The sequence below is a fragment of the Micromonospora sp. GCM10011541 genome (assembly GCF_042650725.1).
Taxonomy (GTDB): Bacteria; Actinomycetota; Actinomycetes; order Mycobacteriales; family Micromonosporaceae; genus Micromonospora; species Micromonospora sicca.
On the sequence record NZ_JBHSBP010000002.1, the window covers coordinates 131,639 to 146,803 of the forward strand.

Below are 15,165 nucleotides of genomic sequence, written 5' to 3' on the forward strand. Positions count from 1 at the left end.
CGCGCTCGGCGTGACACTGTCGGGCAGGAGGCCCGCGGTGCCGCGCGGGCCGCCGCGACGGTCGGCCAGACGACCGACGACAACCCCGCGCCGGACGACGACTCGACGGGTCGGGCGACGCCGACCAGCACCGCGTCCGCCGGGGCGGCCGACGGGACGGTGAGCCGGAAGCAGGCCGGGCAGATCGCGCTGGCCCGGGCCGGCGGCGGCCGGATCGTGGAGATCGAGGCCGAGCGGGAGCATGTCCGTCCGGTGTGGAGCGTCAAGATTGGCAAGGGCGGCATCCTGCTCGAGGTCAAGGTCGACCGGGCCAACGGCGCCGTGGTCGAGATCGAGCGGAAGCGGGCGGACGACCACAGCGGCGACGGCACCTGCACCCGGACCGACGACCACGGCGGCGACCGCACCGGCAGCGACGACACCGGCGCCGACGACCACGGCGGCGACCGCGCCGGCAGCGACGACACCGGCGCCGACGACCACGGCGGCGACCGCGCCGGCAGCGACGACTGAGCGAGCACCTCCCGCCTTTCGGGGTCCGGACAGACCAGGTCTGTCCGGACCCCGAAGCGCGGTCCTGGCGCGATCCGGTGTGCGGGTCCGCAAGGTCGACAGGGAATTCCTTGTCGACAGGCGCGCGGAACCGCCTACCGGCTCCCTGAAGCCGGAAAACCTGTGATACGCGCCGATGTCTCGCTACGCTGAAGTATGGTGCCCGCCCACGGGGGTCGGGCGGCGGAACCGGTCTACCGCCCCATTCTGGCCGGTCGGCGGGGTGAGCTGGAGGCACTGGCCCATCTCGACGACGCCGCCGCTCCGCTGCTCACTCCGGTCCTCGACGTCTGCGTGGTCGATCCGAGCACCGTGGACATCCTCGGCCGGCTGCCGGCCGGGCTGCTCCCGTCCGTCGACGTCTCCGCCCTGCCGGACGCTCCGGAGAGCGAGCTGGTCCGCTGGGGCGTACCCCTGGTGCCGGTGGTCAGGCTCGCCGAGAGCGACCGACGGCTGGTGGCGCACGGCGTGGCCGCGCGGGCGTACGCCGGGCGGGCGGTGGTCCGGCTGCGGACCGGGCAGGACCGGGCGGGCCCGGACGCGACGACGACGGCGGTGGAGCGGGTCTGGCGGCTCGCCCGGCTGGTCCCGGAGCAGTGCGACCTGCTCGTCGACGCGGGCGACGTCTGCTGCCCGGCGGACGTGCGGTTGGCGGAGCCCCGGATCCGCCGGCTGCTGGACTGGGCCCGGCGGCACGCCTGGCGCTCGGTGACCGTGGCGGCCGGCGGGATGCCACCGACTCTGGCCCGCCTCCCCACCGACGAGCCGGTACGCCTCGACCGCTTCGACTGGCAGCTCTGGCAGCGGCTGGCCGACCTGGGCGTGGGGTACGGCGACTACGCGGTCGGCTCCGCGGCGCCCGGGGCGGACGCTCCCGGCGACCGGCTGCCGACACTGCGCTACACGGCCGACGGGGCCTGGTGGGTCTACCGCTGGTCCCGGCGGGGCGGTCGCGGCGACGACCGCTTCGCCGACCTGTGCCGGACGCTGGTGGCGGCCCCGCACTGGCCGACGGCCGGAGCGGCCTTCTCGTGGGGCGACCACGAGATCCTGCGCCGGGCCCGGCGCGGGGCGGGCGCCGGCTCGGCGAGCAACTGGGCGGCGTGGAGCACGTCGCACCATCTGGCGTACGTGCTGGGCACGCTGCTCCGGCCGGACCGGGGTCAGCGGCCGGGGCACTGGGGCGCCGGCCAGGACGCCCCCGAGCGGGGACGGTCCGGCCGGCCGCACCGGGGCGGGGAGACCCGCCGCGCGGGCTGAGCCGCGCCGCTCACTCCTTCTCGGTGAAGCCGAACTGCACGATCCCCTCGTCGTCCACGGTCGCGTCGACGGAGGTGTCGTTGAGCAGCTCGGCGGCGTCGGTGTCAAGGAAGATCCGGGCGCCCTGGTTGGCGATCACCTGGTCGCCCTGCGCCGGCTGCGGCACCAGCTCGATGGAGAGCGAGCCGGCGTCGGTGTCGGCCGCGATGCGCAGCCCGCCGTCCTCGCCGACGCCCTGCTGGACGGCGAGGTCGTGGATCACCAGGACGGCGTTGTCGGTCATGGTCAGCATGGCGGAACTCCTCGTGGCTGTCTGGGATCTCGGCGGGTCGGCGCGGCCGCGCGGGCCGGGCCCGGACCCAGGAAGGCGAATCGGTCTTCGCCGTGCAAATCGGGGCAGGCTGAAACGCCCCTCATGGCCTACGGTGCCCCCTGGCTGGGCATCCGTCAAATAGAGCGCGGTCAGTCGACACCGTGCCGGCCGGCACCGGGTATGGTCCGGTTCGGAGCGGGTAACCGGCGCGGTGAGCAGGGGTTTCCGTCCCGGACCGCCGCCACGACCGCGCCGCCCAGCCGGCCTGATCGGAAATAACTTTCGCCGCAGAGGGTTTCCCGGAAGAAATCTCCATGGCAGCATCGACGCATGCATCGTCGTCTCTTTGCCCGGACGCTCGCGGTGCTGGCGCTGGCCGCCACCGCGGCCACCGCCGGCGCCCCCACCGCCACGGCCGAGGCGCCCACCCCCGCCCAGACCCGGCTCAACGCCACCATCGACGCCGTGCTGGCCGACTCCCGCCTCGCCGGGGCGCAGGCCGGGGTGGTCGTCCTGGACACCACCACCGGCCAGACCCTCTACCAGCGCAACGGCGACCGCCGGCTGGTGCCGGCCTCCAACACCAAGCTGCTCACCTCGACCGCGGCACTGGAACTGCTCGGCCCGGGGCACCGGTTCACCACCGACGTCGCCGGCACCGGCGTGCGCCGGGCCGGCCTGCTCGCCGGCAACCTGTACCTGCGCGGCGGCGGCGACCCGACCATGCTGGCCGAGGACTACGACGCGCTGGCCGCCCAGGTCGCGGCCCAGGGCGTCCGGGTGGTGAGCGGGAACCTGGTCGCCGACGACACCCGGTACGACCGCACCCGGCTGGGTCCCGACTGGACCTGGGACGACGAGTCCTACTACTACGCCGCGCAGGTCTCGGCGCTGACCGTGGCGCCAGACACCGACTACGACGCCGGCACGGTGATCGTGCACGCCACGCCGTCGGCCGACGCGGGCTCGCCGCCGGTGGTGACGATGACCCCACCCAACGGCTACCTACGGATCGACAACCGGGCCGAGACGGTCGCCGACGGGGAGACGACGATCTCGTTCGAACGCGAGCACGGCAGCAACACCATCGTGGTGACCGGGCAGATCGCGGTCGGCGAGGAGCCGGAGAGCGACTGGATGACGGTCTGGGAGCCGACCGGCTACGCCGCCGACATCTTCCGGGCCGCGCTGCTCCGGAACGGCGTCCGGGTGCTCGGCCGGACCGTGCTCGGGCAGGCCACCCCGGAGGACGCGAAGCCGGTCGCGCGGCACGACTCGATGCCGCTGGCCGAGCTGATGGTGCCGTTCCTCAAGCTCTCCAACAACGGCCACGCCGAGGTGCTGACCAAGGAGCTCGGCCGGGTCCTGTCCGGCTCGGGCACCTGGTCGGCCGGCCTCGCCGCGATCGGCGAGTACGTCGGCGACAGCGGTGTGGACACCGGGACGCTGCGCCAGCGGGACGGCTCCGGCCTCTCCCGGCGCAACCTGATCCCGCCGGCGGAGTTCGTCGCGCTGCTCGCCGCGGTCCGTGCCGAGCCCTGGTTCGACGACTGGTACGCCGCCCTGCCGATCGCCGGCAACGCCGAACGCTTCGTCGGTGGGACGCTGCGCAGCCGGATGCGCGGGACGGCCGCCGCGAACAACGTGCACGCCAAGACCGGCAGTCTGACCGGCGCGTCCAGCCTCTCCGGCTACGTCACCGACGCCGACGGCCATCTGCTGGCCTTCTCGATCGTGCTCAACAACTACCTGACCTCCTCGGTGAAGGGGCTGGAGGACCAGATCGCGATCGCGCTGGCCGCGTACTCCGAGAAGGGGACGACCGCGGCGCGGCTGGCGGTGCCGACGGCGCCGGAGGCACCGCGGGTGCCGGAGGGCCTGGAGTGCTCCTGGGTGAAGCCGATCGCCTGCTGAGCCGCGGCGGGTCCCGTCCCGGAGGGCGGGGCCCGCGGCGACGGGTCAGGCGCCGGGCCGGTGCGGGTGCGGCTGCGCGGTCGGATCGCCGCGCTCGATCAGCGCGTCGATCTCGGCGGCCGGCAGCCCGCGCAGCGTGAGCACCTGCCGGCCCCAGCGGTGCAGCCAGCACGGGTGCGGGCTGGCGTCGTTGCGGCAGACCGTCCCGCCGGACCAGCGCCGCGGCGCGTGCACCACCACCGCGCGCACCGCGAACTGGGCGTCCTCGCCGGTCACGTACGGCGGCAGCGGGATCTCCCGCAGCCCCTCGCCGGACGGGTCACCCGGCCCGGACGGAACGGCGGGACGGACGACGCGGGCGGCACTGCTCATCGGTGGAGCCTCCACAGAGGATGGTCGAACCGGGACACCCGGACGCTACGACGCCACCCTGGCCGCGCGACGGACAATCTGTCCCGGGCTCAGCCAAACCCGGGAGGTGCGGACCAGGTCAGATCCGTTCGAGCACCACCACCGGGATCTCCCGGTCGGTCTTGGTCTGGTACTCGTCGTACGCCGGCCAGGTCTCCGTCATGGTCCGCCACATCCGGGGCTTCTCCTCTCCGGTGGCGGTCCGTGCCCGGGCGGTGAACTTCTCCGCGCCGACCTGCACCTGGACCTCCGGCTCGGCGAGCAGGTTGAGATACCAGGCGGGGTGCTCGGGCGCGCCACCCTGGGAGCCGACCACCAGATAGGCGTCGCCGTCCCGGCCGTAGATCAGCGCGGTGCGCCGCAGCTTGCCGCTGCGCCGGCCCCGGGTGGTCAGCAGCAGGGTCCAGACGCCGGGACGCCACTCGTGGCCCTCCGCGCCGTCGGTCTCGACGTACCGGCGGATGTGGTCGGCGACCCATCCCTCCGGGCTGTCCAGCACCTGCTCGCTCGCCGTCATGGGTCCCTCCCGGATCGTCGGCCCGCCGTCGCGCCCACGCTACTCCCGGCCCGCGGGCGGCACCCGGCGAACCGGGGTCAGCGCAGCGCGACGGCCTGTACGCCCACGTTGCCGCAGTCCCCGAAGGACTCCTCCACCGTCCAGTTCACCAGCAGCTTCGCCCCCCGGGGCGCCTGGAACCGGATGGTGAACTCGGCGGTGTGCTGGGTGTGCGGATCCTCCATCCGCAGGGTGCTGGTCGGCCCGCCGGTGGAGAGCCGCAGGTCCAGGCGGCCGCGGGCCATCCAGAGGCCGGCGTAGAGCCGTACCGTGCGCGGCTCCCCGTCGGCGGTCACGGCGAGCGCGAAGCCGTTGCCCCGGCCGCAGGTGTAGAGCCCGGACGTGGTGCCGCCGGCGGACCCGACGGGGGCACCGTCCCGCCAGGCGTACGCCTCGGGGTTGTTGCTGTAGCTCTCCCGCCGGCCACGCCCGCCCTCGTCGCGGATCGCCCCGGAGCCGTTGCGCTTGCGCACGGCCTGGTCCGCGCCGAGGAGTCCCCAGTGGACCCAGTCGACCGGGCCGGCCGCGGTGAGGTCGACGCGCGCCGGCACGTCGGCCTGGGTGACGGTGAGGACGGGCACCACGGCCGGCCGGGACGGCGACGGGGACGCCGAGGGGGACGGGGGCCGCTGCCGGGGCCGCAGCCCGGGCGAGGCGGCGTCGGCGTCCACCCCGGGGCGCTGCGGGGATGGCACGGCCGGCCGCCCGGCCCCGGGCGCCGGTCCCGGCTGGACGCCGCTCTCCTCCTGGCGGGGCTCCGCGTGCTGCTCGGCGCCCAGGTATCCGACGAGGGCGGCCAGGCAGGCGAACGCGGCCAGCGCCTCCACCATCCAGCGGCGGCGTCGCCGGGCCCGCGCGATCCGGCGCAGCGCGGACCGGGTCTGCCCGTACGGGGACGACGCCCGGCCGCCGACCAGAGTGCGGTCTTCCTCCGCCACCGAACCTCCGCTCCCCACCCACGCACCGCCCGGCGGACGGGCGGGCGTGGCCGCTTCACGTTTTCATCGACCGGGCGAATGCGCCATACGGGGACGGTCGCGCGTTTCCACTTTGTTACCAAGCGGTAATGGGCGTCAGCGGATCTGGAAGCCGAGCGCCTGCGCCAGCACGATCGCCTGCTCGGCGTCGACGATCGCGCCGGCCCGCTCCACCACCGTCGGGTCCAGCGCGGTCAGGTCACTGCCCCGCAGGTCGGCGCCGGAGAGCCGGGAGCTGTGCAGTTGGGCGCCGGACAGGTCGACGCCGGTGACCGTCGCGTCGGTCAGGTTCGCCCCGGTCAGGTCGACCTCGCGCATCCGTACGTCGGTGATGCTCACGCCGCGCAGGTCCGCGCCGGGCAGCGCCACGAACGACCAGTCGCCGCCGCTGATCCGCAGCGGACGCAGGTCGCACTGGTCGAAGCTGCTGCCGACCAGCTTGCAGCCGGTGAACTCGGCCTCGAAGAGGTTGCACCGCTTGAAGGTGCAGCGGGTGAAGGCGGAGTCGGTGTGCCGGGAGGCGTTGAACGCCACGTTGCCGAAGACGCACTCGGTGAAGATCGCCCGCTGGCTGATCGCCTCGGTGAGGTCGACGTGGAAGAACGAGCAGCGGACGAAGTGCCGGTCGACCAGCTCTTCGGCGTACCAGTCCTCGTGACGGTAGGTGACATCCTCGGTGGGCTCAGCCATCGGGCCAGATTAGTGGCGCGGGCCGACACTTCCCGACCGGCGTACCGGCGAGTAGGTTCGGCGGCGTGAGCGTGGCAGTGAGCATCGACCCGGACCGTATCGGCTTCGACCCCGCCCGGCTGGCGCGGATCGACGAGCACTTCGGCAGGTACGTCGACGACGGCAGGCTCGCCGGCTGGCAGATCGTCGTCACCCGCCGGGGCGAGATCGCCCACTCGTCGACCTACGGCCTGCGCGACCGGGAGGCCGGCGCCCCGGTGGAGTCGGACACCCTCTGGCGCATCTACTCGATGACCAAGCCGATCACCTCCGTCGCGGCGATGATGCTCTGGGAGGAGGGCCGGTTCGAGCTGAACGACCCGATCAGCCGCTGGCTGCCCGAGTTCGCCGACGTCCGGGTCTACGACAAGGGCTCGGTGCTCAAGCCGTACACGGTGCCGGCGGTCGAGCCGATCCGGGTCTGGCACCTGCTCACCCACACCTCCGGCCTGACGTACGGCTTCGCCCAGACCTCGGTGGTCGACGGCCTGTACCGGGCGGCGGGTTTCGACCTGGGCGTGCCGGCCGGCGCGGACCTGGCGGCGGCGTCGGCGGGCCTGGCCCAGCTGCCGCTGCTCTTCCAGCCCGGGTCGAGCTGGAACTACGGCGTCTCCACCGACGTGCTGGGCCGGCTGGTCGAGGTGGTCTCCGGGCAGCGGCTGGACGAGTTCTTCACCGAGCGGATCCTCCGGCCGCTGGGCATGACCGACACCCGCTGGTGGGTCGACGAGCCGGACGCCAAGCGGCTGGCCGCCCTCTACGCCCCGCACCCGGCGACCGGGCAGGCGGTCCGCGCCGACGGTGTCGGCCGGGCGGCGCTGGCCGAACCGAGCTGGTTCTCCGGGGGCGGCGGGCTGGTCTCCACGGCCGCCGACTACCACCGCTTCACCCAGTTCCTGCTGCGCGGCGGCGAGCTGGACGGGGTACGCCTGCTGGCGCCGCGGACGCTGCGCTTCATGACCCGCAACCACCTGCCCGACGGCCGCGACCTGGCCTCGTTCCACCCGGAGGGCTTCGCCGAGACGGTGCTCGACGGCATCGGCTTCGGCCTCGGCTTCGCCGTGGTGCTGGACCCGGTTCCGGCCCGGGTGCCGAGCAGCGTCGGCGAGTTCTACTGGGGCGGCCTGGCCAGCACGGCGTTCTGGGTGGACCCGGTGGAGGAGGTCACCGCGCTGCTCTTCACCCAGCTCATGCCGTCGAGCACGTACCCGCTGCGCTCGCAGCTGCGCCAGCTGGTCTACTCCGCGTTGATCGACTGATCCCGTCCGGCGCGCCCGGCCAGGATCGCCGTTACGGCACCGGCCGGGCGGCCCGCTCCATAGCCTGGGAGACGAGGCAGGTCCGGGCGGGAGGCGGTCATGAGCAACATCGTCGTGTTCGGCGCGGGTGGCACCGCGGGGTCGCGGATCACGGCGGAAGCCGTCGCGCGGGGGCACCGGGTCACCGCCGCGGTGCGCCGCCCGGAGGCGACCAGCTACCTGCCGGCGGGGGTCCGGACGGTCACCGGCGACGCGACGTCCCCGCGGAGCGTACGAGAGCTGGCCGAGGACGCCGACGTGTTCGTGGTGGCGATCGGCGGCGGCGAGCGGGACCTGTGGCGGGACGCGGCGGACACCCTGATGGGCACGCTGCGGGAGCTGCCCCACCCGCCCCGGGTGATCCACGTCGGGGGCGGGGCGACGCTGCTGACCCCGAAGGGCACGCCGTTCCTCGACGAGCCGGACTTCCCGGCCGAGTACCGGGACTCGGCGAAGGGCCAGGCCGACGCGCTGGCCGTCTACCGCGCCGCCGACGGGGTGACCTGGACGTACGTCTCCCCGCCGCCGCTGGAGTTCCACCCGGGCGAGCGCACCGGCCACTACCGCACCGGCACCGACGAACCGGTGACCGACGCGCAGGGCCGCTCGGTGCTGACCTACGAGGACCTGGCGGTGGCGATCGTGGACGAGATCGAGAACCCGCAGTTCGCGAACGCCCGGTTCACCGCCGCGTACTGACGCTCAGTCGGCCAGCCGGGCGGGGAAGCCGCCGGTGGCGATCGGTCCCCAGCTGTCGATGGTGACCCGGATCAGCGACTTGCCCTGCTTGACCATCGCGGCCCGGTACTCGTCCCAGTCCGGGTGCTCCCCGGAGATGCTGCGGAAGTACGCCACCAGCGGTTCGAGGGCCTCGGGCAGGTCGAGCACCTCGGCGGTGCCGTCGACCTGCACCCAGGGCCCGTTCCAGTCGTCGGAGAGCACGCAGGCGGAGACCCGGGGGTCGCGGCGGATGTTGGTCGCCTTCGCCCGCTCCGGGTACGTGGAGATCACCAACCGGCCCGCGGCGTCCACCCCACAGGAGACCGGGGAGGACTGCGGCCGGCCGTCGGCGCGGGTGGTCATCAGCACGACCTTGTGCCGGGGGCGGAGGAACTCGATGAGGGCGTCCCGGTCGACCCGGGTGTTGCTCGCGATGCTGCGTGCCATGCGTCGGTTCTACCAGGCCGCCCGGCGGGCCGGGGTGCGCCCCGGGCGGGTGACGCGGCGTCACCGGGAGCGGCCCGCGACGCCGTGCGGGGAGGGCTGGGCCGGCACCCGGGGGCGAACCGACGCCCGCCAGGCCCGGCCGTTGGCGTAGATCACCCGGAACCCGAGGTACGACGCGAGCGGCGCCCAGTGCGCCGAGCCCATCCGCAGCTCGGCGGCGTTGTGCCGCTGACCGTTGGCGAGCACGTCGAGCAGCACGGTCTCGAAGGCGGCCGATTCCACCCAGTCGACTTCGCGGGTAAAACCGCAGATCAGGGCCGCTCCGGTGATGTCCAGGAAATCGCGCAGCATGGCGTCGGAGGCACGCAGTACCGAGCAGCTGCCGAAGTAGAGCCGGCGCCCCTCGCACCGGCCGGCCATCCGTTCGGCGACGTCGGCCAGCTCGACGGAGTCCCAGTCGGTGAGGCAGAGCCGGCTCGGTTCGCCGTGCATCGCGAAGAAGCCGACCCGGTAGTCGGCGTACTGCTTGAGCAGCCAGCGGTCGAGGAAGTAGAAGAGCTCGTCGCGGGTGGCCGCGTCCTTGTGGATGAACCGGATCCGGCCGAGCCGTTCGAGCAGTTCCAGCGTGGGCAGGACGGACCCGCGCTCGTTGAGGTCCCGGTGCCACTGGCCCTCGATGCAGAAGACGCCACCGCGCGCCACGCCCACCTCCCCGTTCGCGGAGCCCGGCGCAGACGTTACCGGCCCCGGGTCACGAGCCGGCATCACCCTCGGTGTCCTCGAACCGCCGCTTCTGTCACTCATGGGCGTTTTCGCAACCCGCTTCGACCGGCCGGATCCGCATGGGTGTTTCGCAATTTGCACTATTCACAGCGGCTGCCCAGGAACAAGCAATTGTGAGGACAATTCTGGTTAACGGCCGCTGATCGCCCGGAAGGCTGTCAGGGTGGAAGGGACGGGACGTTCCGGTCCATGTCCTGATCATCACCTATTCGACCTGTTACGGGAGGACTTCTGTGCGCGTGAACACCTTGAAGCGGGCGGTCATCGCGTTCGCCCTGGCGTTGCCCGGGGCCGCGATCGCCACGCTGGTCGCCGCGCCGGCGGCCCATGCCGACGGCTGCTACACGTGGCAACGGACCCTGTCCCAGGGGCGGTCCGGCGCCGACGTCCGCGAGTTGCAGATCCGGGTGGCCGGCTGGGCCGCGTCCGGGACCATCGTCCACGTCGACGGCGTCTACGGACCCGAGACCGCCGCCGCGGTCCGGCGCTTCCAGTCCGCGTACGGGCTGCGCGTCGACGGGATCGCCGGCCCGCAGACCTTCGCCAAGATCTACGACCTGCAGGACAACGACTGCACGCCGAAGCACTTCAGCTACAGCGAGCTGGACAACGGCTGCGGCAAGGGCGGGTGGAGCGGTGGCCCGCTTTCACCGACCGCGACCAGGGAAAACGCGATGCGCACCATGTGGAAACTGGAGGCGCTGCGGCGCAGCCTCGGCGACAAACCGATCTACGTGAGCAGCGGTTTTCGCAGCATCGCCTGCAACAACCAGGTCAGCGGGGCGGCGGCGGACAGCCAGCACCTCTACGGCAACGCCGCCGACCTGACCTCGCGCAGTTCCTCGCTGTGCCAGCTGGCCCGCACGGCCCGCAGCCGTGGCTTCAGCGGCATCTACGGTCCCGGCTACCCCGGCCACGGGAACCACGTCCACGTGGACTCCCGCCGGGAGAACAACCGCGACCGCAGCTCGAACACGACCAGCTGGTCCGCGCCGAACTGCGGAATCTGATCGCCGCCGGCAGCCACGAGCCGGCGGACGTGGACGGCGGCCGGCGCAGGGGTGGGGGACCCTGCGGCCGGGCCGCCGTCGTGCCACCCCGGGCGCGGGCTGTCGGGCGTGCCCCCGATCCGACCACTCCGGCTCGGCGTGTCTGGCGCCACGCCGCGACCCGGAGCAGTCGTCAGCTCGCCCGGGGCCAGCGCGGCCTGGTGGCGGGGGGCGCCACCGGCCGACCGGTACCGCCGGGCCGGATGGCGGGCCGCACCCCAGGTGCGACGACCCGGCCGGCCTGGCCGCGCGGGGACTGGGTGACCGGGGCCGACGGACGCGCGGACGTCGGCCGGGTCAGCACGAACGGGAAGGGCACGTGCACGAACGGGTTGCCGTGCCGCACCAGCGCGTCGATCTGTCGCTCGTTGAGGCCGTGGGCCTCCAGCACCCGCCGGCCCCAGCGGTGCAACCGGCAGGGGTACGCCGCGCCGTCGTTGCGGCACTTCGGTCCGGCGGGCCACTCCTCGGCGGCGTGCACCACCACCGCCCGGACCGCGAGCCGGACATCCTCGGGGGTCAGCGATGCCGGCACCGGCACCTCACCCAGGATCTGATCGATGGGATCCGTCGACTGCTCACCAACTCGCACGGTAGGCCTCCCGCAACTCGGCAGCGGTGCGGCTGACCCGCCGCACCACATCCTCGCCCAGTGGTACGGGCCCCGAGCGGCAGGAGTTCAATCCCGGCCTGCCCCGCGACGGGAGCCCGGTAGCGTTTCCGACAGGACAGCGAGGCCGGGAGCATGCGATGACCGAGCGGCAGCCGTACCGGGTGGTGGCCCGCCATCCGGGCTTCGAGCTGCGCCGCTACCCGCCGCATCTGGTGGCCGAGGTGCGCGTCGAGGGCGACTTCGCCACGGCCGGCAGCGAGGCGTTCCGACTGCTGGCCCGGTACATCGGCGGGGCCAACCGGTCCCGGCGGCCGATCGGCATGACCGCGCCGGTGGTGCAGGAGCCGGCCAGGACGGAGAAGATCGAGGTGACCGCCCCGATGGTCCAGGAGGAGGGCGACCGGCCCGGCTGCTGGCTGGTGCGGTTCGCCATGCCCGCGCCCTTCACCGCGGCGACGCTGCCCGAGCCGGAGGATCCCCGGATCACCACCCGGGAGATCCCCGGGCAGCTCGTCGCCGCGACGCGGTTCTCCGGCCGGTGGACCACCCGGGCGTTCGAGGAGCGGGCCACCGCGCTGGGCCGGGCCGTCGCCGCCGCCGGGTTCCAGCCGGCCGGCGCGGTCCGGTACGCCCGCTTCGACCCGCCGTGGAAGCCGTCGTTCCTGCGCCGTAACGAGGTCGCGCTCCCCGTCGTCGAGTAGATCGGCGGCCGGCAGGGTTGCCGGGTCACCCCTAGACTTCCGGTGTCCCGCCCCCGGCCCAGATGGGAAGTTCCGTGCATCGCTGGCCCGCCGCCCTGGCCCTGGTCCTGCTGCTCGCCGGCTGCGGCGGCGGCACCGAACGGACGAGCGAGCTGCCGGCCTGGCAGACCTCCGCGCCGACGGCCGCGGCCCCGCTGACCGCGAACGAGGCCAAGGGCCGCTACCTGGCGATCGTGGCGCCGTACAACACGGCCCTGGAGGAGCTGCAGGAGGCGCTGAAGGCGGGCCGGCCGTGGCGTACGGTCCGCACCCTGGCCCGTACGGTCGCCACCACCAACGCCGCCCACGCGGAGCAGTTGCGGACGACGGTCTGGCCGGCGAAGGTGCAGGCCCCGGTCGCTGCGCTGCTCAAGGAGAACGACCTGGCGCTGCGGCACTGGAAGCTGGCCGGCGAGGCGACGAGCGCCGCCGCGCTGATGCGGGAGATCCGCGCGGCCGCCGCGCACGACGGCGGCGAGCAGGCGACCAAGGTACGCGCCAGCCTCGGCCTGCCCGCCTACCAGAAGCCCTGAGCTCGGCCGTCGCGGCTGCCCGAAGCTCACGGCGAGCGCGGCGGCGCGGTAGCCCCGGGCGCCCGACCCCGACGCGGCGGTGGGCCCGTGCCGCCGCGCGGCACGGGCCCACCGATGGTGGTGCGTCCTACTTCTTGTTGCCGGTGTTGGTCACCCGGAAGGTGTAGTCCGCGTCCAGGAAGGTGAGGTCGCCGGTCGGCAGGTTGGAGATCAGGACGGCGAAGTCGTCCTGGTTGCCGCCGGCGCACTTCGTCTGGAGACCGCTACGGGTGAACTGGTCCCCGGTGAACCGGTAGACCCAGTTGCCCGCGCCGTCGGTGATCTCCCCCGCCGAGGTGGTGCCCGGCGTGAGGTCGCAGTGGCTGACCACCTGGACGGTCCAGTTGTTGTCCTGGGTGCCGGTGGTGGAGAACCAGTCGCCTGCCGGCGAGGAGAGGGTCGCGTCGGCGCCGTTGACCCGGACGTCGTCGACGAACCAGCCGGTGTCCAGGTAGGCGGCGTCGGTGGAGTACCGGAACCGCACGTCGGTCGCGCCGGCCGGCAGGTTGGCGGTGAGGTGCACGTAGACCGGGTCGTCCACGAAGTACTCGCCGCCGGAGGTGCCGGTCAGGCCGTTGCCCTCGGTGTTGTTGCCGTGCGGGTTGTCGTTGGTGGTGACGACCTGTCCGGCGTCGTTCCGCAGCGGGACGGTGACCCAGTCGCCGCCGACCAGGGCCTCGGCGAAGCCGTAGTCCCAGCCCTCCTCGATGAAGTTCCAGCTCCAGAAGTCCAGCGAGCTGGCCGGGCCGGCGGTGTCGACGTTGAGGATGTTGTCGGACTGGCTCTCGTAGCCGGCGTACCAGTGGGTGGTGCCGGTGTGCGGGGCGATGACCGTCTGGTCGTCCCCGTCGAAGGCGACCGCGACGGTCGGGCCGGGGTTGCGGAACCGCTCGACCGACATGCCGAACGGCACGGCGGTGGTGTCCGGGCGGTTCTTCAGCCGGGCCCACTTGGCCTCCGGCGTGGCCCCCTGGTAGCTGCCGCGACCGCTCCAGAACACGTCGTCGGCGATGTCGATGGTCCACGCCGTGTCGGCCGGGTCACCGAAGTTGAAGGCCTTGATGTCGTAGCTCGGCGACTTCTCGTCGTCCAGGTAGACCGCCACCGACCAGTCGCGGAACAGGTCCGCCGCGCTGCGCAGGTGCGAGCCGGTCGCGGCGTTGAAGTCGTCGATGGCGTTCTGCACGCCGGTCATGCCGTCGGCCTGCTCCTCGAAGATGGTCTTGATGAGCAGGTCACCGGCCTTGTCGTCGTACTGCTTGTCCGGGGTGTAGGTGCCGTCGCCGTTGCCGCCGGCCTGCTCCCACAGGTACTGGAAGTAGGTGAACGAGGCGCCGTAGTTGGCCAGCGTGCCGCCCCAGCGGGTCAGCGAGGTCTCCTCGTAGAAGACCTGCTGGTTGCTCAGGTGCGAGCCGCCGGCGTCCAGGCCGTTGAGGAAGATGGCGAAGTCGGCCAGCCCCTCGTCGACCCAGGAGAGCTCGCCCGGATCGCTGTAGTTGTGCAGCAGGTGCTGCAGCTCGTGGGCGACGGTGCCCTCGTACAGCTCCGGACGGTCGTTGGCCGGGTTGGCGTCGCGCCACGGCGAGTCGTTCGGCCCGACCCGGTTCGCCCAGTCCAGGGCGTCGACCACGATCACGTTCATGCCGACGCTGTCGATGAAGTCGGGGGCGAAGTAGCCGGCCGTGTACGACGTCTGCGCGCAGTCGTAGTACGCGTCGTCCTGGATGTTGTAGAGGACCATCACCAGCGAGTCGCTGGCCGGCTCGGCCGGGTCGGCCGCGTCCATCGGGCCGTAGTGCTCCTCGTCCACGGCGACGATCTGGTCGGCGAGCTTGTCGCCGACGTAGTTGATCTCCGCCTGGGTGAGGGTGAACTGCGCCGCGGTGGCGGTGGCGCACGGCGTGAACCCGTCGGCCGGGTTGTGGTCGAACTGCGGGTCGAGGCTGGCCACGGCGGCCGGCGCGGTGCCGTCGAGCGGGGTGCCCTTCGGGACGTAGATGTAGACCGGCGTGCCGTCGGGCGTGGTGTTGGCGTACACCCGGGTGAAGTCCTGGTTGTACGTCCCGCCCGCGGCGCTGTCGTTGATCGGCAGCGTGATGGTCGGTTCGCCGGGAAGGTTCTCGTGGTCGTTGGCCTGGGCCGGGGCCGAGACCGTGAACGCGAGCGCCGTCAGGCCCGCCGTCAGGGCCGCGATCCGGCTCGGTCGTCTCATTCGCACGCGGATGCCTCCT

General features: G+C 73.1%; 17 protein-coding genes. 8 read left to right on the forward strand and 9 right to left on the reverse strand.

All coding sequences use genetic code 11. The features are described 5' to 3' along the window. Positions 1 to 159 precede the first annotated feature (159 nt). Entirely contained in the window at positions 160 to 513 is a 354-nt protein-coding gene (locus ACFOYX_RS00800; protein WP_322442546.1) for a PepSY domain-containing protein, read from the forward strand. Positions 514 to 708: 195 nt separating this feature from the next. Further along, positions 709 to 1,812, forward strand: coding sequence for a hypothetical protein (locus ACFOYX_RS00805; RefSeq protein WP_322442545.1), 1,104 nt, complete (start codon positions 709 to 711; stop codon positions 1,810 to 1,812). 10 nt (positions 1,813 to 1,822) lie between these two features. Here the strand turns inward: ACFOYX_RS00805 and ACFOYX_RS00810 are convergent, their stop codons facing one another. Beyond that, entirely contained in the window at positions 1,823 to 2,104 is a 282-nt protein-coding gene (locus tag ACFOYX_RS00810) for an adhesin (protein WP_109801625.1), read from the reverse strand. A 351-nt stretch (positions 2,105 to 2,455) separates the two neighbouring features. On the opposite strand from ACFOYX_RS00810, the gene dacB reads away from it, so the two are divergent. Continuing rightward, positions 2,456 to 4,039, forward strand: a complete 1,584-nt coding sequence (gene dacB / locus ACFOYX_RS00815) for a D-alanyl-D-alanine carboxypeptidase/D-alanyl-D-alanine-endopeptidase (RefSeq protein ID WP_322442544.1) — start codon at positions 2,456 to 2,458, stop codon at positions 4,037 to 4,039. A gap of 45 nt (positions 4,040 to 4,084) precedes the next feature. Here dacB and ACFOYX_RS00820 read toward each other — a convergent pair whose 3' ends face one another. From ACFOYX_RS00820 to ACFOYX_RS00835, 4 genes are all read right to left on the reverse strand, one after another. Further along, complete coding sequence (locus tag ACFOYX_RS00820) at positions 4,085 to 4,411, reverse strand: hypothetical protein (RefSeq protein ID WP_322442543.1); 327 nt, start codon at positions 4,409 to 4,411, stop codon at positions 4,085 to 4,087. A 118-nt stretch (positions 4,412 to 4,529) separates the two neighbouring features. Beyond that, a complete protein-coding gene (locus ACFOYX_RS00825; protein WP_322442542.1) occupies positions 4,530 to 4,967 on the reverse strand; it encodes a nitroreductase family deazaflavin-dependent oxidoreductase in 438 nt (145 codons plus the stop codon). A 77-nt stretch (positions 4,968 to 5,044) separates the two neighbouring features. Next, positions 5,045 to 5,944: a hypothetical protein gene (locus ACFOYX_RS00830; RefSeq protein WP_322442541.1), complete on the reverse strand. Its 900-nt coding sequence runs from the start codon at positions 5,942 to 5,944 to the stop codon at positions 5,045 to 5,047. Positions 5,945 to 6,079: 135 nt separating this feature from the next. Continuing rightward, a complete protein-coding gene (locus ACFOYX_RS00835) occupies positions 6,080 to 6,673 on the reverse strand; it encodes a pentapeptide repeat-containing protein (RefSeq protein ID WP_322442540.1) in 594 nt (197 codons plus the stop codon). Positions 6,674 to 6,738: 65 nt separating this feature from the next. Here ACFOYX_RS00835 and ACFOYX_RS00840 point away from each other — a divergent pair, with 65 nt between their 5' ends. Beyond that, positions 6,739 to 7,971: a serine hydrolase domain-containing protein gene (locus ACFOYX_RS00840; protein WP_322442539.1), complete on the forward strand. Its 1,233-nt coding sequence runs from the start codon at positions 6,739 to 6,741 to the stop codon at positions 7,969 to 7,971. A 99-nt stretch (positions 7,972 to 8,070) separates the two neighbouring features. Next, positions 8,071 to 8,709: an NAD(P)H-binding protein gene (locus ACFOYX_RS00845; protein WP_322442538.1), complete on the forward strand. Its 639-nt coding sequence runs from the start codon at positions 8,071 to 8,073 to the stop codon at positions 8,707 to 8,709. Between the two features lie 3 nt (positions 8,710 to 8,712). Here the strand turns inward: ACFOYX_RS00845 and ACFOYX_RS00850 are convergent, their stop codons facing one another. Together ACFOYX_RS00850 and ACFOYX_RS00855 are read right to left on the reverse strand one after the other, a co-directional pair. Beyond that, complete coding sequence (locus ACFOYX_RS00850; RefSeq protein WP_322442537.1) at positions 8,713 to 9,177, reverse strand: PPOX class F420-dependent oxidoreductase; 465 nt, start codon at positions 9,175 to 9,177, stop codon at positions 8,713 to 8,715. Between the two features lie 60 nt (positions 9,178 to 9,237). Further along, complete coding sequence (locus tag ACFOYX_RS00855; protein ID WP_322442535.1) at positions 9,238 to 9,879, reverse strand: DUF6642 family protein; 642 nt, start codon at positions 9,877 to 9,879, stop codon at positions 9,238 to 9,240. A gap of 314 nt (positions 9,880 to 10,193) precedes the next feature. On the opposite strand from ACFOYX_RS00855, the gene ACFOYX_RS00860 reads away from it, so the two are divergent. Further along, the gene (locus tag ACFOYX_RS00860) at positions 10,194 to 10,970 is read left to right on the forward strand and encodes a M15 family metallopeptidase (RefSeq protein WP_322442534.1); all 777 of its coding nucleotides are present in this window, start codon (positions 10,194 to 10,196) and stop codon (positions 10,968 to 10,970) included. Positions 10,971 to 11,142: 172 nt separating this feature from the next. Here ACFOYX_RS00860 and ACFOYX_RS00865 read toward each other — a convergent pair whose 3' ends face one another. Beyond that, complete coding sequence (locus ACFOYX_RS00865) at positions 11,143 to 11,601, reverse strand: hypothetical protein (protein WP_322442533.1); 459 nt, start codon at positions 11,599 to 11,601, stop codon at positions 11,143 to 11,145. 158 nt (positions 11,602 to 11,759) lie between these two features. On the opposite strand from ACFOYX_RS00865, the gene ACFOYX_RS00870 reads away from it, so the two are divergent. Both ACFOYX_RS00870 and ACFOYX_RS00875 read left to right on the forward strand, forming a co-directional pair. Further along, positions 11,760 to 12,323: a heme-binding protein gene (locus tag ACFOYX_RS00870; RefSeq protein ID WP_322442532.1), complete on the forward strand. Its 564-nt coding sequence runs from the start codon at positions 11,760 to 11,762 to the stop codon at positions 12,321 to 12,323. 74 nt (positions 12,324 to 12,397) lie between these two features. Next, complete coding sequence (locus tag ACFOYX_RS00875; protein ID WP_322442531.1) at positions 12,398 to 12,895, forward strand: hypothetical protein; 498 nt, start codon at positions 12,398 to 12,400, stop codon at positions 12,893 to 12,895. Positions 12,896 to 13,022: 127 nt separating this feature from the next. On the opposite strand, the gene ACFOYX_RS00880 is transcribed toward ACFOYX_RS00875, so the two are convergent. Then, positions 13,023 to 15,146, reverse strand: a complete 2,124-nt coding sequence (locus tag ACFOYX_RS00880; RefSeq protein WP_336634313.1) for a hypothetical protein — start codon at positions 15,144 to 15,146, stop codon at positions 13,023 to 13,025. Positions 15,147 to 15,165 lie beyond the last annotated feature (19 nt).